The following is a 20,541-nucleotide window of genomic DNA, read 5'->3' on the forward strand; positions in this document are numbered from 1 at the left end:
GGGAGTGGAGGCGAGATCGTCGGGAGTGGGTCAGAGGCAGCGGCGCAGGAGCGCGGTGAGCGTCGCGCGTTCCTCGGCGGAGAGCGGCGCGAGCACCTCGGCGGTGACCGCCTCGGCCGTCTGCTCACAGGCTTCGAGCTCGCGGACGCCGCCCTCCGTGAGGGTCACGAGGTGCCGGCGGCGGTCGGCGGGATCGCGCTCCCGCCGGGCCAGGCCGGCCTGCTCCAGGGCGTCGATCGTGCGGACCAGGTCGCTGGGGTCCTGGCCGAGAAGATCGCAGAGGTCGCGTTGAGAGCTGGGGCCGCGTTCGGTGAGGGCGGCGAGGACCGCCATCTCGCGGAGCGTCCGGCCGCGTCCGGCCAACTGGTCCATGAGGCGCCGGCGGCCTCGCTTGCCGAGCTGGGAGAGCTGGTAGACGGGGAGGGAGTGGAGGCGGTCGACCATGGGTTCAGGATAGTTGGTAAGTTACCACTATGGCTAACTACCCACGAATCTACCCGCGCGTCATCGCCGACGACTTCGCCGCCACCGTCCGCTTCTACACCGAGACGCTCGGCCTCGCCGCCGAGAAGGTCGTGCCCCAGTTCGAGTACGCGAGCTTCGACTTCGACGGTGAGACGGGTCTGGCGATCCTCGGGCGCGCGGCGCTCGGTGCGGCGGTCGCGACCGAGCCCGGCCGGGGTGCGGGGATGATGCTCGTCCTGGTCGTGCCGGACGTCGACGGACTGGTCGCGCGGTTGCCCGCCGAGGTGGTCGTCGCCCCGCCGGCCGACCGTCCAGGATGGAACCTCAGGTCGGCGTACGTGCGCGATCCGGAAGGCAACCTCGTGGAGATTCAGACCTACTGAAGTGGTTGACGCGCTCGTTGTACGCAAGTTAGTTTTACTTCCGAAATAAGTACCGCGATAGCCGGGAGTACGGGCGTGAGCAGCGAAAACGGGCGTGTCTTGAACACCGCCGACTACCCCTACTATCGCGATGATGCCGAGGTCTGGGCCGACCGGCTGCGCGCCCTGCGCGACGACCTCGGCATCACCGTGGTCACCTGCTACATCCCGTGGCGGCACCACCAGCCCGTGGCCGGCGAGGCGCCCGACTTCACGGGCCAGACGCATCCGAGCCGCAACGTGGTCGGCTTCCTGGAGCTGTGCCAGGCGGCGGGGCTCACGGTGATCGCGAAGCCGGGCCCGTTCATCCACGCCGAGACGACCTACGGCGGCCTGCCGGACTGGGTCGGCCCGATCGCGGACGAGCGCATCGAACCGCTGCTGGACTCGGCCGGGCAGCCCTCGCGGTGGGGCTGGGACCTGCCCGAGCACCCGTCCGGGCGGCCGCTGCCGGCGCCGTTCGGAGCAGTGTTCTCGGCGTACACGCGGGAATGGCTGGATGCGGTCGGGCGGCAGGTGCTCGACGGGCGGCTGTTCCCCGAGGGGCCGGTCGCGATGATCCAGATCGCCAACGAGGGCATCTACACCAACGGCGCCCGTGAGGTCACCGCCTTCGACTACAGCCCGTCGGGGCTCGCCTTCTACCGCGAGTGCCTCGCCGAGTGGTACGGGTCGGTGGACGCGTACAACCTGCGGCACGGGACGGGTTTCGGGTCCTGGTCCGACGTCGACGGGCCCCGGGCCTGGGATGCCAAGCACCCTCTCGTTTACGCCGACTGGGGCCGGTTCCACGACGCGTACCTCGGCCGGGTCTATCGCATGTGGACGGACTGGGTCGGCGTCGACGTCCCGACGGTGGTGAACCTCAACCCGCCGACGATCAAGGAACTCGACGACTGGCTGGCCCGCGTACGCCCGGCCGGCTGGGACCGCATCGACTACGGCTTCACCAACTGGATGGGCGTGGTCTCGACCGACCTGGACGCGCACGCCCGCTACGTGATCGCGGCCAAGCTCGCCCCCGGCCCGAACATGGAGGAGAACTGGGGCTTCTCCGAGCTCTACGACCGCGCGTACGCCGACGCGGCCACGAGTCACCACCAGACGCTGCTGGCGCTGGCCGCCGGGGCGACCGGATTCAACGTCTACACCGGCGTCGGCACCTCCGGCTGGCTGCGGGAGCTGGACGACCAGCACACCGAGCCGTACCCGGACTGCTCGCCGATCGCCGAGGACGGCTCGGCCACGGTGAAGGCGCCGGTCGTGAAGGCGCTCGCGGACTTCTTCGCCCGGCACGGCGACGAGTTCCTCGCCTGCGTCCCCGAGACCGGTGGCGCCTTCGGCCTCTACCGCCCGTACGCGGGGATCGCCGCCTGGTCGGCCGACCCGGACGTGCCGCAGTGCGGCCGGGTGCTGCGCGCGTACCACGAGCGGATGCGGTCGGCCGGACTCGACTACACGCTCGTCGATCTCGAAGCCGCCACGGCGGACGAACTGGCGGCCGTCGAGCACCTGACCGTCCCCGGTGGAAATTTCATGGCCGAGGACGTGCAACGGAAACTGGCCGCGTACGCCACCGCCGGCGGGCTGCTCACGATCGAGGGGCCGCTGCCGGAGACCGACGAACAGCTGCGGCCGTGCGCCCTGCTGGCCGGGATTCCGCTGGTCGCCGGCCCGACAGCCGAGCCGGGCGCCCGGGTCGTCGCCGGACACGCGGACGTCTACCGGCGTACGGGCGAGGGCGGCGTCGCGTACCTCACGGTTCTTGCCCAGAGTGACAACGACGGCCCGGTGCGGATCGCGGTCGAGGGCGAGGAGCTGGCCTTCACCCTGGCCCGCGGCGGCGCGGCGATCGTGCGGCTGGTCGACGGCGCGCTGGACGACGTCATAGTCAAGGGCACCAATTCGTTCCTGGACAGTGCCGAGGTCGCGGCGGTGACCCACCGGGGCACCATGATCAGCGCGACCGGACCCGGCGACCTGGTGATCATCGGCGGTCTACCGGGTTGATTGTGACGCGCGCCACGAGCTCCGCCCCGTTCGGCGGGGCTCTCGGCGCGCACGCCGATCACTGCGGAGATAGGCTGCCCCGGTGACCGACGAACCCAAGGGATTGCGCAGCCGGGCCTCCAGCATGATCGGCCGCGTGCTGGCCAAGCTGCCGGAGCCGCTCCGCGCGAAGATCCTGCACCACCGTGAAGCGTTGAAGTTCCTCATCGTCGGCGGAACCTGCTTCATGATCACCGTAGTGATCAACTACGCGCTCAAGCTCACGATCCTGGGCGACAAACCGGTCACGGCGCTCACCATCGCCACGATCCTCGCGACCGTGGCCTCCTACGTCCTCAACCGCGAGTGGTCCTTCCGGACCCGCGGCGGCCGCGAACGCCACCACGAAGCCGCGCTCTTCTTCGCGATCAGCGGCATCGGCGTCGTCCTCAACGACGTACCCATGTGGATCGCCCGCTACATGCTCGACATCCGCGTACCGGACGTGACCCGGTTCACCCAGGAGGTCAGCGACTTCGTCTCCGGCATCATCCTCGGCACGCTGCTGGCGATGGTGTTCCGGCTGTGGGCGTTCAAGAAGTGGGTCTTCCCGCACCAGGACGTCCGGCCCGCCGGCAACTCCACGGTCGCGGCCCACCTCACCGCGGGCACCAAGGGCCATCCGATCGTCGCGCCGACCGCGGCTAATCGCCGCAAATCCGGCAATCCTGGGCCTAAGGCTCCGTCCGGGAAGAAGGTCTCCTCCGGCAAGGGCCGGCGCTGACTCGCCCCCTTCGCCCGTCCTTTGCCGCGACTGTCCAACTCCGGCTCGTCTGCCCCGGTCCGTCTGCCCCAGCCTGGTCGGCTTTTGTCGCGACTGTCCGATATGGGCGCTCGGTGGCGGCCGGGGCGGTGATCGTTTACGGCTCAGGTGTAAAACGGCCGCCGAGTGCATGATCGTTTGCGGTTCTGGAGCATGCTGACCGCCTCCGGCTACACCTGATGCGTAAACGATCATGCGGACCGGGCCGGATTTACACCTCACCCGTAAACGATCAAGAGATCGGCGGCATCTGCCCACCTGGCGGAAGATTGTTCCCGCATCGCAGGCGACGGCCGGCGCCGGAACTGCTGGGCCGTGATCCACAGCGCCCGGGATGTACAAACCGCACCCTCGCCCAAGATCGAAAGCGGTTCGGTGTAGGAAATCGCCCCATAGCTACATCCCAGCCGTAGTGGATCGAGGGAGCGGGTCCGAAAACTACATCCCAGCCGCGAGCGATCACCGATAAGCCCACCCGCCCGAACCCCGTATCGGACAGTCGGGACAAAGTCCGGGGGAGCCGACCGCGGGCCCGGCATGATCGCGGCAATCTCCTTGATCATGTAGCGCCATTCCGGCAAAAGAGCGCTCCCCTGCCGAAATGGCGCTACACGATCAAGGTCGACGGGTCCCCGTCGCCGGAATAGCGTTACATGATCAAAGAGTCGCGGCGTGCACCTCCGCCCATACTGGACAGTCGCGACAAAGTCCGACCGGGCCCAGCCGAACCAGCGCCCCCGCCCCCTGAAACCGGCGACGATCTTGCGCGAATGTTCGGGCAATACAGGCACTCCGGACGAAATTCGGGGCATTCGCGCAAGATCGTCGAGGTTGATCGTGGAGTGTGGGTGGGAGGGGGTTACAGGTAGCGGACTGCTATGGAGGCGAAGACGTCGGCGTCGGTGTCCGGGCGGCAGAAGAGGTTGCGCAGGCCGATGGTCGCCGGGTCGTCGGGATCCAGTCCCGCCGAGAGGACGGACGATCGCCAGCGGTCCGTGTCGGAACAGGCGTCGAGCAGTTCGGCGAGGATGATCCGCCGGGTCGACGCCTCTTCGCCGCGGTGCGCGCCGAGCGCGTCGAGCAGCCACGGCCAGCGGACCATGACCTCGACGAAGCGGGCCATCTCGATGCTGTGCCGTTCGATCGCGGTCAGGCTGCTGGACAGGAAGCCCGTGCGGTAGTCCAGCACCATGTAGAACCGCCACAGGTTGACGAACGCCTTGGTCTGCCGCGGGTTGCGGGCGGGCAGGGCGAGCACGGCGGTACGCAGCGCGCGGCGTACGGGGGCGAGGCTTTCGAGGTATTCGGCGAGTTGTACGCCCTGATCCTCGGGCCCGGCGACGGTCACCTCCTCGGTGGACGTGTCGATGTTGACGCCGCCGCCGCTGACGGAGGCCGCCGGCGGGACGGAGACACGCGTACGCACGACGGCGGGGGTGGGCGCGGCGGGACCGGTCGCGTCGAGGAGTTCGTCGAGGTAGGTGGCGATGGCGGCGTCGCGTACGCGGGGCAGGCGGATCGGCAGGTCGAGGATCTTCTCCATGAACCGCCAGCCGGTGTGCTGGAGGTGGCCGAAGCTCGACGGGTCGTCCGAGGCGCGGGCGCGGATCGAGTCGTAGACGGTTTCCAGCTGCGCGGCGACGGTCGACGGGTCCAGCGCGATGACGAAGTGGCAGGGGCCGAACGCCTTGTTGAGGAACAGATTCACCGCCTCGATGGTGTCCGAGACGATGTGCGGGCCGCAGCGGTCGAGGTCGTCGACGAGGATGACGATCTGCGACGACGTGCTGGCCAGTTCGAGTACCTCGCCGACGTCGTGTTGCAGCATGTACAGGTAGCCGCGCTGGCCCGACTCCATCGGATCGCGTACGGACTTCCATTCGGTGCCGTCGTCGCGGCTGGACGAGGTCACGCCCTGCCCGGTCGGCCGGTTCAGGACGCCGGGCGCCAGCCAGCCGCGTACCTGCTGGAAGCTGCTCAGGGTGAGGTTGCCGATGAAGCCGAGCACGGTCAGGATGATCACGGCCGACGAGCCGATCAGGGCGGCCAGGTTGAGCGTCTGCACGGCGGTGACGGCCATGGCGGAGACGGCGACGACCGCGACCACGCCGGCCAGCAGGGCGATGACCATGCCGAGCAGGGACCGCGGGATGTAGCTGAGCAGGATCCGCTTGCGCATCGCCGACGGGTCGGTACGCCGCAGGTTCAGGTCGAACCACAGGCGCTCGCGTTCGGCCAGCGGCAGGCGTTCGGTGATGCTGCTCAGGATCTCCCGGGTCAGGCCGGCCCAGACCTGTTCGGGAGTCTCGTACATCCACGGGTTGAACCAGACCGTGATGGCGTTGCGCTCCTGGCCGGGCTTCGGCCGCATCTCGTAGCCGAGGGACTGCGCGGTCCCGCCGCCGGCGCGGGGCTTCTGCACCTGCCGCCAGGCCCAGGCCCGGGTCAGCCGCGTACGCACCTCGCCGCCCTGCCGCCACCGGCGCAGCGCACTCGGCGGCGGCCCGAGCGGGACGAGGTGATGGGTGGCCGGGGCCGCCTCCGCGCGCAGCTCCGAGGTGCTGACGTCGGCCCGGCTCGGGTCGAGGCGCTTGCGGAGCTGGCGCAGCACGCTGGACTTGCCCTGCCCCCACGGCGCGTGTACGCCGATCACCACCGGCGGCTCTGTGGCGGGCGACATCAGGACGTCGTTGATCGTCTCGACGAGCTCGTTGCGGGACAACGTGTCCAGGCCGGTCGGCTGGTCCTGCAGCAGGATCGCCGCCGGGGCCACCCCGGTGCCGATCGAGCCGCCGGAGCGCAGCAGACTGCCGGCCGCGATCGGGAACAGCCGCACCCGGCCGTCGTCGTCGGCCGCGTACAGGGAGGGGACCGTCACGGTCGGGCCGCTGGTCAGGGCCGCGAATCCGACGTCGACGATGCCCATCGAGCGTACGGTCGACGTGCCGCAGTGGGCCGGGTGGCCGACGAGCGTGCCGTCGATCTGCCAGACCAGGATCCGGCCGTCCTCGCAGCCGCCGAAGATCAGCACGTCCTCGCCCAGCCGGGCGGCCGCGAGCGCGCTGACCTGCGTACTCGAATGGGTGTAACGGAAGGTCGTGGTGACGGAGCGCGCGTGGACGTCGATGACGTCGAGGATGCAGGTGTCGCCGTCGGGGCGGGCGGTGACGACCAGGTGACGGCTGCCGTCGAAGACGCCGCAGGCGGCGGCGACCGGCGCGTTGGAGATCTGCTCGAGCACCTGCTCCTGCCGGGCCGACAGGATGCGGACGCCGCGCGTGGAGGCGATGGTGAGCAGCGTGTCCTCGCCGTCCGGCGAGGCGACCAGCGCGTTGACGGCGCCGAGGTCGCCGGCGAGGGTGCGGGGCGTGGCGTCGGGGGCCAGCCGGCTGACCCGGACCGTGCCGTCGGCGGAGCCGCTGGCGACGTACTGCGCGCCGCGCAGGACGAACGTGGCCAGCGCCCACACCTCGCCCTGGTGCGCCATCGGGATCTCGCGGCGCAGCTCGCCGGTGACCGGATCCCAGTCCAGGACCCGCCGGTCGGCGCCGCCGCTGATGACGTGCGGGTCGAGCGCGTTGCCGGCCGAGGCGAGGCTGCGCACGGTGCTGACGTGGCCGTGCATGTCCACCGGGACCGGCGCCTCGGCGGCCGGGTCGAGCGCGTGCACCATCTGGTCGACGCCGGCGACCGCCACGTAGGTGCCGTCGGCGAGGCCGCCCGACGTCGCCGCCCAGGTCGTGCCCTGCGCCTGGTAGACGTCGATCGCCGTCCGGTCGCTGATCACGTCGGTCCGCAGCTTCGACACCTGCACGACGCCGTGCATGTCGCCGGACGCGATCACGATGCCGCCGTCGACCGTCGCGGCGCAGGCCAGCGACCAGGCCTCGCCGAGATGCCGGGTGATCTCGCGCATCGGGCGGTCGGTCTCGCCGTCGAAGCGCCACAGCGCCACGCCGCCGGCCGCCGTCGCGGTCACCAGCAGCGGCAGCTCCGAGTCCGTGACCGCGCCGAGCCGGCGTACGGTCGAACCGGCCTGCAGGATCCGGCCCTGCACGAGGCCGCTGGTCAGGTCCGCCCGCCACAGGCGCGCGGTGCCGTCGGCCGAGCCGCTGGCCACCGCGTACCCGGAGGTGGGGCCGTCGACGTTGACCAGGGTCCAGACCTGGCCCCGGTGGATCTGCGGCAGCCGGGCGACCAGGCGCGGCCCGTCGCCGTCCAGCCGCCACACCAGAAGCGAATCATCCGAGTACGCGCCGGCCAGCCACAGCGTGTCGAACGCCCGGTAGAGGCACAGCTTGAACCCGGTCGCCCGGCCGGCCTCGGCGGGATGCGCCAGAACGGTCAGCTCCTGCCGTTGCCGGTGCCACAGCGTGATGCCGTCCCGGTGCATGATCGCGATGAGTTCCTCGCCCGCGTCGTCCCGCGCGTACGCGAGATCCTGGATCCCGGGCCCGATGTGCCGCTCGGCGACCAGCGAATGCCGCCGCCCGACGTCGTACGCGCGCAGCGTGCCGTCCGGCCCGCCGGCGATCAGGTACTGCTCCTCGCCGTTGCCGGCCGGGACGGCGAGGACCGCGTACACGGTGCGGTCGGGGTCGATCACGTCGACGATCTGGTTGTCCGCGACCCGGCGGATCTCGATGCCCTGGGCGCGGGCGACCGCGACGAGCAGCTCTTCTCCACTGTCGACGAACGTCATGTGCGCGGCCGGGCCGCTGAGCAGTTCCTCGTACGGTGCCGACATGCGCTGCTACCCCCGGTTGCCGTCCTGCGATACCGTCTTTTCGCGTGTGCCCGTTCGCGCGTGTGCCCGTTTTCGCGTGTGCCGCACGGCTTTCGCGGGGCACGGCTGATACGTGAATAGCACGTCGCGTTGGTGGAAAGAAGGGACCCGATGGATACCGGACCGTATCCATCGACCGGATGAGGTGTTGTCAGCGGTGAAGACCCGGGTTCGGCGGCGACGTGAGGTGGCACCAGTGGACGATCCCGCCGGCGGGGTGGCCGAGGACGAGGGGGCGACCCGGGGTGCACGCTGGCTATCCGGCCTCGACTGGCTGGCGATCGTGCTGCTGGCGGCCGGTCTGGTCTTCGTGGCGACCGGGCTGCTCCCGCGGGCCGACGCCGCCGACACCGTACGCCGTATCGCCCCGCTGCTGGTCTTCCTCGGTGCCGTGATCATCCTGGCCGAGCTGACGGCCAAGGCCGAGGTCTTCGACGTCATCGCGACCCGGGTCACGATCGCGGGCGGCGGCCGCAACGGCCGGCTGTTCTTCCTGTGCGTGGCGTTCGCGACGCTGAACACGGTCTTCCTCAACCTCGACACGACGGCCGTGCTGCTCACGCCGGTCATGCTGGCCACCGCCGGCCGGGCCGGCGTCGGCCGGCTGCCGCTGGCGATGACGACGGTCTGGCTGGCCAACACCGCGAGCCTGCTGCTGCCCGTGTCCAACCTGACCAACCTGCTCGCCGCCGACCGGGTCGCCCTCTCGCCGCTGGAGTTCGCCGCCCGGATGGCGCTGCCGCAGGCCGCCGCGCTGATCGTGGTCGCCGTGTGCCTCTGGGTCTTCTACTGGCGCGCCAACCCGCCCGCGTACGTGCCGCCGCGTCCGCACGTGCCTGCCGACCGGCGGCTGTTCCGGGTGGCCGCCGCGGCCTGTCTCGTCTTCATCGCCGGGATCCTCGTCGGCGTACCGCTCTGGGCGGTCTCCGTCGTGTGCGCGCTCGGCCTCGTGATCGCGTACGCGGTCTGGGACCGGCAGCATCTGCGCTGGTCGCTGCTGCCGTGGCGGCTCATCGTCTTCGTCACCGGCCTGTTCTTCGTCGTCGACACCATCAGCCGGCACGGGCTCGACAAGGTCATGGCGTACTTCATCGGCACCGATCCCGGCGCGGAAGGCATGTGGCGGGCGGCCACCACCGGCGGGGTGCTGGCCAACATCGTGAACAACCTGCCGGCGTACAAGGCGGGGGAGTCGGTGATCCCGCTGGCCAACCACGATCAGGTGCTGGCCCTGCTGATCGGGACCAACGTCGGGCCGCTGATCACGCCGTGGGCGTCGCTGGCCACCCTGCTCTGGCTGGAACGGTGCCGGGCCGCCGGTGTCGAGATCAAGTGGGGGAGGTTCCTGCTCACCGGTGCGATCACGGCAGCGGCGGTGCTGGCGGCCAGCGTCTTCGCCCTCACCCTGTGAGGAGCTACGGCTTGATGCGGTAGAGGACGTGGCGGCGCAGGGGGTCGCCCTCCTCGATCTCCGGGTGGTCGAAGTCCTCGGCCGGGTCCGTGGTCATCCCGAGCCGCCGCATCACCGCCTGCGACCGCACATTGGTCGTCGTCGTGATCGCGAAGATCTCCGGCAGTCGCAACGTCTCGAACCCGTACGCGAGCACGGCCCGGGCCGCCTCCGTCGCGTACCCGCGGCCCCAGGCGGAGCGGGCCAGCCGCCAGCCGATCTCCACTCCGGTGAACGGCATGAAGTCGTCCACGTCGTCGAGACCGGTGAAGCCGATGAACTCGCCGGTGCCACGTACCTCGACGGCCCAGAAGCCGTAGCCGTTGCGGTCCAGCGCCTCCTGGAAGTACGCGATCGAGGCGTCGGCCTGTTCGCGGGTGATCGGCGGGCCGAGGAACTCGCGTACGGCCGGGTCGGCATTCATCGCGGCCCACGGCTCGTGATCGGTGGGCAGCCAGTCACGCAGTACAAGGCGCTCGGTCTCGATGATCACCAACCCAGCGTAAATCACCTGACAACCGGGTTCCGCTCGGCTGTGATGGGGCGCATGTCAGTACGCGCAGAGGGCGGCAACCGGCTCCGCTGGGACGATCTGCCCCAGAAGGTTCAGGCTGTGATCGAGTGCGGAGTGGGCGCGCCGGTCGCGGCGGCCGAGTCGCGGGCGGGCGGGTTCTCGCCGAGTCTCGCCTCCGTGCTCACCCTCGCGGACGGGCGGCAGGTGTTCGTGAAGGCGTGCGACTTCGCCCGCAACGACTTCGCGCCGGTCGCCCTGCGGCGGGAGGCGGCGGTGCTGCCCGGCTTGCCGGAATCCGTTCCCGCGCCCCGGCTGCGGTGGCTGCACGACGACGGGGACTGGGTGATCCTCGCGACCGACGCCGTCGACGGGCGTACGCCGGATCAGCCGTGGCGGCCCGAGCAGCTGCGCCGGTTCCTGGACGCGGCAGCGGTGCTGCCGGGACTGCTGACGCCGACCCCGATCGCGGCTCCCGTTCTGGCGGACGAGTACGCCGGGGAGGTCGGCGCCTGGCACGACGTCACGCCGGCGCAGGTGGACCCCTGGATGCGGCCGCACCTGGACGAACTGCGCGCCCTGGGAGACGGCTTCGCCGCCGCGACCGGGGGGAACACTCTGCTGCACGGCGACCTGCGGGCGGACAACGTCGTGCTGACCGCTGACGGGCTCGTGTTCGTGGACTGGCCCTCGGTGGTGGTCGGCGCCGGCTGGTTCGATCTGCTGTCGGCCCTGCCGAGCATCGGGATGCACGGGGGCGGCGTACCCGAGGAGGTCTGGCGGGATCACCCGCTGGCGCGGGACGCCGATCCGCAGGCTGTGGACGCGGCGCTCGCGGGGCTCGGGGCGTTGTTCTGGAGCCGGTCGCTGCAGCCGCCGGTGCCCCTGCTGCCCACGATCCGGCAGTTCCAGCGGGCCCAGGCCGAGCAGGTCGTCAGCTGGCTCGCCACCCGCCGCCACTGGCGCACCGAACCATGATCCCGACGGGAACACGGCGGGGCCGCCGAGTGACGGTTTCGCTACAACCGGACCTCCGGTGATCCCGGTAACCGATCGCGGGAGGCAGACTCGGAGTGTGCACGGGCGTCTGGAGAGTCCCCCGGTCGGCCGGGCGAGCGTCGTCGATGAGGTACGCGCGCGCCTGACCGACGCCGGCGGTGTGGTCGTCGTGGGGCCGGCCGGCATCGGCAAGTCCACGGTGCTCGACGCGTACGCCGCGACGGCCGGGGCGCGGGTGCTGCGGGCGACCGCCGAGAACGAGCCGGGGCTGCCCTATCTGACGTTGGTGGACCTGTTCGACGGCGTCGTCGGGCGGGATCTGGCCGGGCTGCCCGGCCATCTGCGGGCGGCGTTCGAGGGCGCGCTGCTGCGCGGCGAGCTGCCGGCCGCGGCCCAGGACCAGCTGGCGGTACGCCTCGCGGTGCTGACCGTGCTGCGCCGGCTGGCCGGCACGCAGCCGATCCTGCTGGTCGTCGACGATCTGCAGTGGGTGGACGCGCCGAGCGCGGACGTGCTGCGGTTCGTGGCCCGCCGGGTCAACGACGCGCCGATCCGGATGCTCGCCGCCGAGCGGGTGGAGCCGGGCCGGACGGCGATGCACCTCGATCTCGTCCCCGCGCCCGCGGTCGAGCTGGCGCTGGCCCCGCTGACCGAGTACGACGTCGCGGACGTGCTGCGCGAACGCTTCGGGCCGGTGCTGGCGCTGAACACGATCGCCCGGGTGCACGAGGCCAGCCAGGGCAACCCGCTGCTCGCCGTCGAACTCGGCCGGGCCCTCATCGCGCGGGGCGGTCCGATCACGCATACCGAACCGCTGCCGGTGCCCGACCGGTTGCGGCCGCTCATCGCCCAGCGCCTGGCCAGCCTGCCCGCCGAGTCCCGGCCCGGCCTGCTGCGCGCCGCCGCCGCGGCCCGGCCGACCACCGCGCTCGTCGGCGACCTGCGGCCCGCGTACGAGGCGGGGCTGGTGGTGGTCGAGCCCGACGGATTCGTGCGCTTCGCCCATCCGCTGCTGCGCGAGCAGGTGTACGCCGACGCCGCCGCCGGTGAACGCGCGGCCGCCCACGAGGAGCTGGCCCGGCTGCTGGACGATCCGGTCGAGCGGGCCCGGCACATGGCCCTGGCGACGCAGGGCCCCGACAGCGGGCTCGCCTGCCGGCTGGCCGAGGCCGCCGAGGTCGCCCTGCGCCGGGGCGCTCCCGCCGTGGCGGCCGAGCTGGCCGAGCGCGCCGCCGACCGGACCCCCGCCGACGAAGCCCCCGAGGCCGCCGCCCGCCGGTACGCCGCCGCCCAGCACGCGTACGCGGCCGGGTTGAACGCGGACACCCTGCGGCTGGCCGAGGCGGCCCTGGCCGGTGCCGGGGACGCGAAGGTCAACGTGGGCGCGCGGCTGCTCCTGGTCGACCTGGCAGGGCAGGACCAGTCGGGCACCGGGCGGCTGCTCGACGCGGCGTTCACGGCCGCCGGGGACGATCCCGGGCTGCTCGCGAAGGTACGCCTCTACCAGTCCCTGAAGGCGTACTACGACGGGGATCTCGGCGAGGCCGAACAGCATCTCAAGCTGGCGGAGGCCGACGCCGGGGCGGCCGGAGACGTCGACCTGCTCATCGAGGCCCTCGCCGGCCGGGCCCACCTGCACGGCCCGCTGGGCGTCAAGGACCCTGACGACCTGCTGGAACGGGCGGCGTACCTGGCCCGGGGCCGGACGCCGACGCCGGAGGTGGTCCGCGCCCGCCAGCTGTACGCGATGGCCTGCGTCTTCAGCGGCGAGGTCGACCGGGCCGTCCGGGACGTCGAGGCGCTGCGCCTGGCCGTGCAGCGCACCGGAACCGTGCGAGATCTGTCCAGTGTGCTCACCACGGTCGCGTCCATCTACAGCCGGGCCGGCAAGGGCGGTCCGGCCCTGCGCGCGGGCCGCGAATGCATGCGGCTGTTCGTCGACATGGAGGCCACTCCCGGCCCCGGTCTCATGGTCGGCGCGCTCGTCGAGCTGATGGCCGGCACCTGGTCCCGGGCGGCGCGGCTGGCCGACGAGACCATCGAGGCGTGCCGGGCGGCCGGCGACGAGGACTGGCTGCGCCCCGCGTACGCGACCCGCGGGCAGGTGCACCTCTACCTCGGCGAACCCGAGGCGGCGGCGGCCTCGATGCGGATGGCGTACGCGTTGGAGCAGCGGTTCGCCCGCGTGGACCCGGTGGTGTTCCTGTGGCACGCCGACTTCGTCGAGGCGCTGGCCGCGACCGGGGCCCGCGACGAGGCGCAGGCGATCCTCGACGACATCACCGCGATCGCCGAGGACTACGGCCGCGACGTCGTCCGCCTCGGCTTCGCCCGGGCGCGGGCGGTCCTCACGGCGGTCGACGGGGACGCGCGTACGGCGGCGACGGAACTGGCCGCCGCCCTGGCGCAGGACGCCGGGCACCCGTACCCGATGGAGATCGCGCGGGCCTGGCACGCGCTGGCCGGTCTGGAACGCCGGGCCCACCGCCGGGCGGCCGCCCGGGCCGCGCTCACCGAGGCGGTCGACCGGTACGCGGCGATCGGCGCCGCTCCCTGGCTGGAGTCCGCCCGCGCCGACCTCGCGCGCCTCGACGGCGCGCCCGCCGCCGGCCTGTCGCCGACCGAGCAGCGCATCGTGGACCTGCTGCTGGCCGGCGCGACCAACCGCGAGATCGCGGCGGCGCTCTACCTGTCGCTCAAGGCGGTCGAGGCCAATCTGACCAGGCTCTACCGCCGCTACAGCGTCCGCGGCCGGGCGCAGCTGATCGGCGTGCTCGGCCCGGAGCCGGCCGCCCGCTGAGAGCGGGCCGGCCCCGGCTGACTCTTTCCCGCGACCGTCACCGTCGCGGGAATGCCGCTTTCATCGTCGTATCGACGGCCTTCGGCCCCAAGGCTTCCCCCGCAGGTCAAGGGTGGCGGATAGGGTTGCGCCGCCAGAGCCCGGGATAGTCCTCCACCAGGTCCTCGTCGTCCACCGCCAGCACCGCGCTGAATCCTTGAGATTCATACCTATATGTACGCGTATCCAGGCGGGTGTAGCACTGCCACCTGCGCTGGATCGTGGTGGTCGCCACGTCGACATAGACGACGTCGAGTTCCTTCCGCTCGCCCACGGCCAGCCGGTACCGGCGGATCGGCAGGGTGTTCGTCAGCGGGGTGAAGGAGATGTCGAGATCCTCGGTTCCGTGCAGCGGGACCGCCAGCGGGGTGTCGTTGACGGTGAGGTCGCAGTGCTCGACCCCACCGCCAACCCCCGTGACGAGCTTGTACGCGAAGCGCACCGGCAGGCCGTCGTGCACGGCGATGCCGCTGCCGTCCGCCCGCCAGCCGTCCGTGCCGTCCACGATCACGTGTTCCAGCCCGGGTTCGCGGAGGGCCTGCCAGACCACCTGCGTACGCATCATGTAACCGCCTTTCTTTTTAGCAGGTTACGACCTGGCCGGACCGCGGTCAATCTGTATGGTTGTCGGATGGTGACCGACCAGGTGGCCCCCGGCGGGCTGGAGCAGGTGCGGACCCTGCTCAACACGTGGCTGATCCCGAACGACACGCGTACGCCGACCGACCGCTTCCACGGTTCGCCGACCCTGCGCGACCTGCGCGACGACCTGCGCCGGGCGGTCGAGCGGGACGCGGACGCCGATCTGCTCGTGACCGCGTGGATCGACCGGCTCGGCGTGCTCCCCGTCGTGCGGGAAGGCCGGATCGCCTTGCAGGCCCGCAAACAGGGCGAGGCCTGGGAGACCCTCCGCGACGTGCTCCAGTCCATGATGGACGGAAGTTGGCACCGGCTGAAGGCGTGCCCCGACTGCCGCTGGATCTTCTATGACAACAGCCGCAACGGGCAGAAGCGGTGGTGCCTGATGAACGCGGGCGGCCCCAACGGCCGGGCCTGCGGCACCATCGCCAAGGTGCGCGCGTACCGGGAGCGTAACCGGTCGGATGAATAGCCGGTGATCTTGTCCGTGTGTGCTCCAATACCGGGCATGACGGGGGAGTCCTTGGAAGACCGGCTGGCCGCCGCGGCCGCCGCCGTACGCGAACACGAGCTGGCCACCGCGCGCGAAGCCGAACTGCAGCGCGCCATCGGCGGGCTGATCCCATACATCGAGCGGCTGTGGTCCGACGCTGCGGCCGAGGCCCGGGACGTCGCGCGGCTCGAAGGTCTCTCGTTGACCCGTGTCCTCGTGGCGCTGCGGGGCCGGCACGCCGACGCGCTCGCCCGCGAGCAGGCGGAGCTCGACGCGGCCCGGTTCCGCGCGCTCGCCGCCGAGGACCGGCTGGCCGCCGTGCGGGAGGAGCTGGCCTCGGTGACGAATCGGCTCTGGCGACCGTCGTCAACGGACTGGAGCGGCGGGAGACGACCGCCCGTGCGCGGCTCGCGGCGATCAAGGCCGAGCGGCAGGCCCTCCTGCTGGCCTGAGTGCCTGCCGCCCGAATCCGCTACAGGATGCCGCGGTTGTGGAAGGCCGTGGTGGCGGCGTTCGCGGCCGTCGTGCCGTACAGCGACTGCGCGGCGGCCACGATCTTCGAGGCGGCGGCCGGCATGGTCGTCGAGGGCGAGAACGAGAACTGCCCCTCCAGGATGATCTTGTCGGTCTGCGTACGCCCGAGCGCGTTGTAGATGTCGAACAGCGCCCGCGACCAGATCTCCCCGTCGTCGTGCACCTCGCCGTCCTTGCCGCCCGGGTAGACCTTCGTGCCGTCGACCCGGCGCAGGCAGTGCGGCGTACCCGAGGTGTAGGAGACCGAGTCCCAGTCGGCGATGCAGGCCAGCGGGGTCGTCGAGGTGCTGGTGCTGACGGCGGCCGACATGGTGAAGGCCCAGTAGTCGCCGAAGCCCTCGCCGATCGCGCCGGCCTCCTCGGTCGAGCCGAACCCGGGAACCTGCGCGTCCTGGATCGCGTGGCCGTACTCGTGCCAGATGACCTCGGCGTCCTCGGCGTCGTCCACGCCGCCGGTGCCATAGGTGATCTGGTCGGTCGACGGGTCGTAGAACGAGTTGTCGTCGGTCAGGCCGGTGGTGCGGTACTTCTGCGCCGAGTTGTTCACGTTCGTGAAGCCCAGCGACTGGATGTACTCCTGCGCCCGCGTGATGTGGTAGTACCCCATGACCTGCTCGAACTGCTTCTGCGAGCGGTTGTAGTTGTACGTGTGCGTCGAGGAGTTCACGGCACTGCTGCTGGTGTTCTTCGCGTACGCGCCGATGAGGTTGCCGGAGCTGTCCAGCTGGGTCAGCGTCACGGTCTTGTACGCCGGCGTGAACGTCGCCGAGTCCTTGTTCCCGTTGTCGGTCAGGCCCTCGTTCTGCAGCGTGACGACGGGGTTGGGCTCGAACACCTTGCCCGTCCCGGTGGCCTCCTTGACCAGCGGCTCCTCCTTGAGCAGCACCCCCGACCGGGCGTCGACCAGCGTACGCACGCTGCGGCCGGAGCGGTCGGAGAGCAGTTCCCAGGCGAGCGTGGCGTGCGCGCCCGGCACGATGACCAGCCCGGTACGCAGCGCGGCCCCCGCCACCCGGGCCCGGGCCCGATCCGAGCCGAAGGTCGCCGTCAGCGCCGGTACGCCGCTCACGGCCACCCGTCCGTCGTCAGTGGACACGGTGCCGGTCCGGCTGTCGGTGTGCGTCGCGTAGAACCCGCCCAGCACCGGAATGCCGGAATAGGTCTGCTGGTACCAGGTATGCGTACCCAGGAGAGACTGGTGCGTGGCGACCAGCATAAGCCCGTCGGGGGACTTCGCCGCGTGGGCCGGAGTGCTCAGCCCGGTGACGGCAAGGACCGCAGCCGCGGTAGCGGCCACGAACGAACGAGAGAACACGATACCTCCAGGGGTAAGAGGGAGATCTATCGCATCCTCACATAGAGATGTAACGATTAATAGTCGGCGCCGTCAAAACAAAACGGCGGTGGTCTTGGCCCCGCACTCGGCCCGCGACGTCCGGCAGTGCAAGATCAACAAATACGAAGTAATTGTTGCTCTCTGTGCTGACGGACGTTGCACTATGGGGCCGAGTGCCCGGCACCGCCCGAAGGGCGGGCCCAGCAACAACCTTCCAGTCCAGCCCGCAGTAGGCTCGCGGGGTCCGTTGATCCTCCGCGGGACGGAAGGTCAAGATCTTTTTGAAGATTCTGTCCCGGGTTCGTCGATCTCACCTCCGCTCCTCGCGCGGGAGACCGTTACGGCCTCTCCGCTGCGCTCCGAGGCCTGCACTGCCAGCACAGTGGGGCGAAGCATCGTTCATCGTCGCCCGGCGACGGCTCACGACTGCTCGGCCTTGATCATGTGATGCGGATATGTCGAAAACCCCTGCCTGGCGACATATACGCATCACATGATCATGAAGGCCGTCGAACCTACAACCACAAACGGTCCGGCCCGCAGGGACGCGCGGGCCGGGCCGGGTTGTGCGATGTCGGATCAGAAGTCGGATCAGAAGTCGGATCAGAACAGGTGCGGGTTGAACGTGAGGACCGGGCTGGCGTTGGCGACCAGCCCGTGTGCCTGGGCCGGCCACCAGGCGCCGGCCGCCGGGTCGACGATCCCGTATTCGGGGTCGATCGTCCCGCCGGTGCCGCGGCTGCACTGCCCGTCGGACTCGCCGATCGTCTTCACGAACAGGTACGCGTCGACGAGCGCGACGCCGGTGTTCGCGGTGGGACGCTCGCCGATGCCGCGGCCGGGCGGGTTGCACCACGTCTGGGCGTCACCCGTGTAAGCGCCGGGCGCCGGGGTCCAGCCGCCCTTGCCGTTGCGGCTGGTGTCCACGACGAAGTGGGTCAGTTCGGCCGCCGGCGGGTTGCCGGCGTTCTGGTCGAACCACAGGTCGGTCCAGTGCCACGTGCTCGCGTCCTTGGGGTTCACCGAGTTGCCGGGCTGCCCGTCGTTCGGGGCGGCGCCGGAGTAGTACTGGCTGGCGCACCAGTCGGTGTGTCCCCGCGCCCAGTCCGGGCCCTTGGTGGCGAACCAGATGCACTTGGAGATCCAGGTGCCGTACTGGTCGAGCTGGGCCGTCGGCTCGAAGTTGGACACGTCGAGGAAGAAGCCCTGGGCGTTGGCGACGCCCGCCTGCAGCAGCCGGGTCGCGGCGTCACCGACCGAGTGCCACTGGCTGTGGCCCGCGTCCAGGTAGACGGAGACGCCCGGCTGGGCCTCCAGGACGTTGACCGCGTAGTTGATGTCGGCGATCCGGTTCGCGCTGATCTCGCCGGTCGGGTCGGACGAGGGTCCGCAGTCCGACGGCAGGTTCGACAGCGCGTCCGGTTCGAGGATGACGACGGCCTGCCCGGTGCCGAGCGCACTCGCGAGCGCGGCGATCCAGGCCTGGTACTCCGCGTCGGACTGTGCGCCGCCGGACGAGTACTGCGAGCAGTCCCGCAGCGGGATGTCGTACGCCACCAGCACGGGGACGGCGTGCTGCCGGGCGGCCTTGCGGACGAGGTCCTTGACCTGGGTCTTGACCTCGGCCGGCGATCCCGACGTGAACCAGGCCGCCTGCGGCCAGGTGGCGAGCTTCGCCATGCCGAGCGCGCCGGCGAAGTTCCGGTCGCGCAGGTCGGTCACCGCCTGGTGGGCCGCCTTGCTGTCCGGGTCCACGTAGAACCGGGTGCCGGGCGCGAGCGTACGCCCGGGCGACGGCGTGCTGCCGGCCCAGGCGGTGCCCGTGGTCGCGAGGCCCACCGCGGCGGCGAGGGCGGCCGCCGTCAGTGTGCGGCGGAGGGAGGAACTGGGCACACGTTCTCCTTGTCGACGATGGACGGGAGGGGGCCGAATGGAAGCGCTCCCATCGGCCATACTCGAAGCGCGCCGGGATCGTGTCAACCGTGTGAACGGACGGAAACGCCCGTGACCATGGAAGTTACACACAACGTGATCGAGCTGCGTCGAACGTGTTTCGATGAGTGCTTCCGTCCCGGCCCGACGTTGGCTACCCTCGATCGCATGCCCTCTGGGAGCGCTTCCATCGTCGACCCGCCCATCGCCGACCGGGCCCCCGCCGACCGTCCACTCGACCCGTCCATCCACTCACCCCTCGCCGGTCGTACCACTGACGCGCCGGGTGCGACCCTCGCCGAAGTCGCGGCCGAGGCCGGGGTGTCCATCGCGACCGCGTCCCGCGTACTGAACAGTTCGACGCGGGTGAGCACGGACGCGTACCAGCGTGTGTGCGCGGCCGCCAGCCGCCTCGGCTACCGCCGGCACCGCGCCGCGTGGGGCCACACCCACCAGCCGGTGCGCGCCGTCGCCGCCGTCCTGCACGCCGGCCACCGCCGGGTGTTCAACGAGCCGTTCTTCGAACGCTTCCTCGGCGCGGCAGAGGCGGAACTGGCCCGGTCCGGCGTACCGATGCTGGTCATGAACGCGACCGGACCGTCCATCGAGACGGTGGCCCGATACCTTTCGGGCCGCCACGTCGACGGCGCGATCCTCGTCGCCGACCACGGCCCGCTGCCGCTGTCCGGACCGCTGGCCACCCTCGGCCTGCCGCTGACCGTCATCGGCAGGCCGCTGCAACCGTCCACCGTGCCCTATGTCGACGCCGACAACCGGGGCGGTGCCCGAGCCGCCGTCGAACACCTGCTGGCCGCCGGCCGCGAACGGATCGCGCACATCGCCGCGCCGCCGGACACCGGGGCCGGCGCCGACCGCCTCGCCGGCTACCGCGAAACCATGCGGGCTGCCGGTGTCGTGGATCTTCCCGTCGCGTACGGGGACTGGGGCCAGGCGTCGGCGGCGCACGCGATGCAGCGGCTGCTCGACCAGCGGCCCAACCTCGACGCGGTGTTCGTCGCGTCCGACCTGATGGCGACCGGGGCGATCCGCGCCCTGCGCCGCGCGGGACGGCGGGTGCCGGACGACATCGCGGTGGTCGGCTTCGACGACCATCCGCTGGCCCGCCAGATGGACCTCACGACGGTACGCCAGCCGATCGAGGAGTTGGCCGCCCTGGCGGCCCGGCGGGTGCTGGCCGCGACCGGCGGTGTCGACGTCCTCAAGACCGAACTCATCATCCGCAAGTCCGCCTGACCCGCCAAGATCCCGTTTGGATCAGGGAAATCACCGTAATCATGGACCATGATTACGTGCGAAAACCTG

General features: G+C 71.0%; 14 protein-coding genes. 8 read left to right on the forward strand and 6 right to left on the reverse strand.

Annotated elements, in window-relative coordinates; translation table 11 throughout:
* Positions 1–30: 30 nt before the first annotated feature.
* Positions 31–444 (reverse strand): MarR family winged helix-turn-helix transcriptional regulator, encoded by a 414-nt coding sequence (locus G401_RS0135600; protein WP_027346235.1) that lies wholly within the window; start codon positions 442–444, stop codon positions 31–33.
* Positions 445–473: 29 nt separating this feature from the next.
* Between G401_RS0135600 and G401_RS0135605 the strand changes: the two genes are divergently transcribed.
* The 3 genes from G401_RS0135605 to G401_RS50760 all read left to right on the forward strand — a co-directional run bounded on the left by G401_RS0135605 (position 474) and on the right by G401_RS50760 (position 3,660).
* Positions 474–848, forward strand: coding sequence for a VOC family protein (locus tag G401_RS0135605; RefSeq protein WP_027346236.1), 375 nt, complete (start codon positions 474–476; stop codon positions 846–848).
* A 99-nt stretch (positions 849–947) separates the two neighbouring features.
* A complete protein-coding gene (locus tag G401_RS0135610) occupies positions 948–2,897 on the forward strand; it encodes a beta-galactosidase (RefSeq protein WP_027346237.1) in 1,950 nt (649 codons plus the stop codon).
* 82 nt (positions 2,898–2,979) lie between these two features.
* Entirely contained in the window at positions 2,980–3,660 is a 681-nt protein-coding gene (locus G401_RS50760; protein WP_245601996.1) for a GtrA family protein, read from the forward strand.
* Between the two features lie 898 nt (positions 3,661–4,558).
* Here the strand turns inward: G401_RS50760 and G401_RS0135620 are convergent.
* Positions 4,559–8,446, reverse strand: coding sequence for a P-loop NTPase fold protein (locus G401_RS0135620; protein WP_027346238.1), 3,888 nt, complete (start codon positions 8,444–8,446; stop codon positions 4,559–4,561).
* 235 nt (positions 8,447–8,681) lie between these two features.
* On the opposite strand from G401_RS0135620, the gene G401_RS0135625 reads away from it, so the two are divergent.
* The gene (locus G401_RS0135625; protein WP_245601998.1) at positions 8,682–9,896 is read left to right on the forward strand and encodes an SLC13 family permease; all 1,215 of its coding nucleotides are present in this window, start codon (positions 8,682–8,684) and stop codon (positions 9,894–9,896) included.
* A gap of 4 nt (positions 9,897–9,900) precedes the next feature.
* Here the strand turns inward: G401_RS0135625 and G401_RS0135630 are convergent, their stop codons facing one another.
* Entirely contained in the window at positions 9,901–10,428 is a 528-nt protein-coding gene (locus G401_RS0135630) for a GNAT family N-acetyltransferase (RefSeq protein WP_322787772.1), read from the reverse strand.
* Positions 10,429–10,482: 54 nt separating this feature from the next.
* On the opposite strand from G401_RS0135630, the gene G401_RS0135635 reads away from it, so the two are divergent.
* Both G401_RS0135635 and G401_RS0135640 read left to right on the forward strand, forming a co-directional pair.
* Positions 10,483–11,424: a phosphotransferase family protein gene (locus G401_RS0135635; protein ID WP_027346241.1), complete on the forward strand. Its 942-nt coding sequence runs from the start codon at positions 10,483–10,485 to the stop codon at positions 11,422–11,424.
* A 97-nt stretch (positions 11,425–11,521) separates the two neighbouring features.
* A complete protein-coding gene (locus G401_RS0135640; RefSeq protein WP_027346242.1) occupies positions 11,522–14,245 on the forward strand; it encodes an AAA family ATPase in 2,724 nt (907 codons plus the stop codon).
* A 106-nt stretch (positions 14,246–14,351) separates the two neighbouring features.
* Here G401_RS0135640 and G401_RS53745 read toward each other — a convergent pair whose 3' ends face one another.
* Positions 14,352–14,849, reverse strand: a complete 498-nt coding sequence (locus tag G401_RS53745; protein ID WP_051367675.1) for a putative glycolipid-binding domain-containing protein — start codon at positions 14,847–14,849, stop codon at positions 14,352–14,354.
* Between the two features lie 66 nt (positions 14,850–14,915).
* Here G401_RS53745 and G401_RS0135650 point away from each other — a divergent pair, with 66 nt between their 5' ends.
* Positions 14,916–15,395: a CGNR zinc finger domain-containing protein gene (locus tag G401_RS0135650; RefSeq protein WP_027346243.1), complete on the forward strand. Its 480-nt coding sequence runs from the start codon at positions 14,916–14,918 to the stop codon at positions 15,393–15,395.
* A 493-nt stretch (positions 15,396–15,888) separates the two neighbouring features.
* Here G401_RS0135650 and G401_RS0135655 read toward each other — a convergent pair whose 3' ends face one another.
* The gene (locus tag G401_RS0135655) at positions 15,889–17,265 is read right to left on the reverse strand and encodes a M36 family metallopeptidase (protein WP_034594112.1); all 1,377 of its coding nucleotides are present in this window, start codon (positions 17,263–17,265) and stop codon (positions 15,889–15,891) included.
* A gap of 624 nt (positions 17,266–17,889) precedes the next feature.
* Entirely contained in the window at positions 17,890–19,179 is a 1,290-nt protein-coding gene (locus G401_RS0135660) for a glycoside hydrolase family 6 protein (protein WP_211240941.1), read from the reverse strand.
* A gap of 207 nt (positions 19,180–19,386) precedes the next feature.
* On the opposite strand from G401_RS0135660, the gene G401_RS0135665 reads away from it, so the two are divergent.
* A complete protein-coding gene (locus tag G401_RS0135665; RefSeq protein ID WP_084558000.1) occupies positions 19,387–20,472 on the forward strand; it encodes a LacI family DNA-binding transcriptional regulator in 1,086 nt (361 codons plus the stop codon).
* The last annotated feature ends 69 nt before the right edge of the window (positions 20,473–20,541 follow it).

This window comes from Hamadaea tsunoensis DSM 44101 (genome assembly GCF_000428945.1).
Lineage (GTDB): Bacteria > Actinomycetota > Actinomycetes > Mycobacteriales > Micromonosporaceae > Hamadaea > Hamadaea tsunoensis.

What these genes read in the sequence shown, in the direction of transcription:
- G401_RS0135600 (WP_027346235.1), bottom strand. Translation starts at nt 444, where the DNA reads ATGGTCGACCGCCTCCACTCCCTCCCCGTCTACCAGCTCTCCCAGCTC.
- G401_RS0135605 (WP_027346236.1), top strand. Translation starts at nt 474, where the DNA reads ATGGCTAACTACCCACGAATCTACCCGCGCGTCATCGCCGACGACTTC.
- G401_RS0135620 (WP_027346238.1), bottom strand. Translation starts at nt 8,446, where the DNA reads ATGTCGGCACCGTACGAGGAACTGCTCAGCGGCCCGGCCGCGCACATG.
- G401_RS0135635 (WP_027346241.1), top strand. Translation starts at nt 10,483, where the DNA reads ATGTCAGTACGCGCAGAGGGCGGCAACCGGCTCCGCTGGGACGATCTG.
- G401_RS53745 (WP_051367675.1), bottom strand. Translation starts at nt 14,849, where the DNA reads ATGATGCGTACGCAGGTGGTCTGGCAGGCCCTCCGCGAACCCGGGCTG.
- G401_RS0135650 (WP_027346243.1), top strand. Translation starts at nt 14,916, where the DNA reads ATGGTGACCGACCAGGTGGCCCCCGGCGGGCTGGAGCAGGTGCGGACC.
- G401_RS0135665 (WP_084558000.1), top strand. Translation starts at nt 19,387, where the DNA reads ATGCCCTCTGGGAGCGCTTCCATCGTCGACCCGCCCATCGCCGACCGG.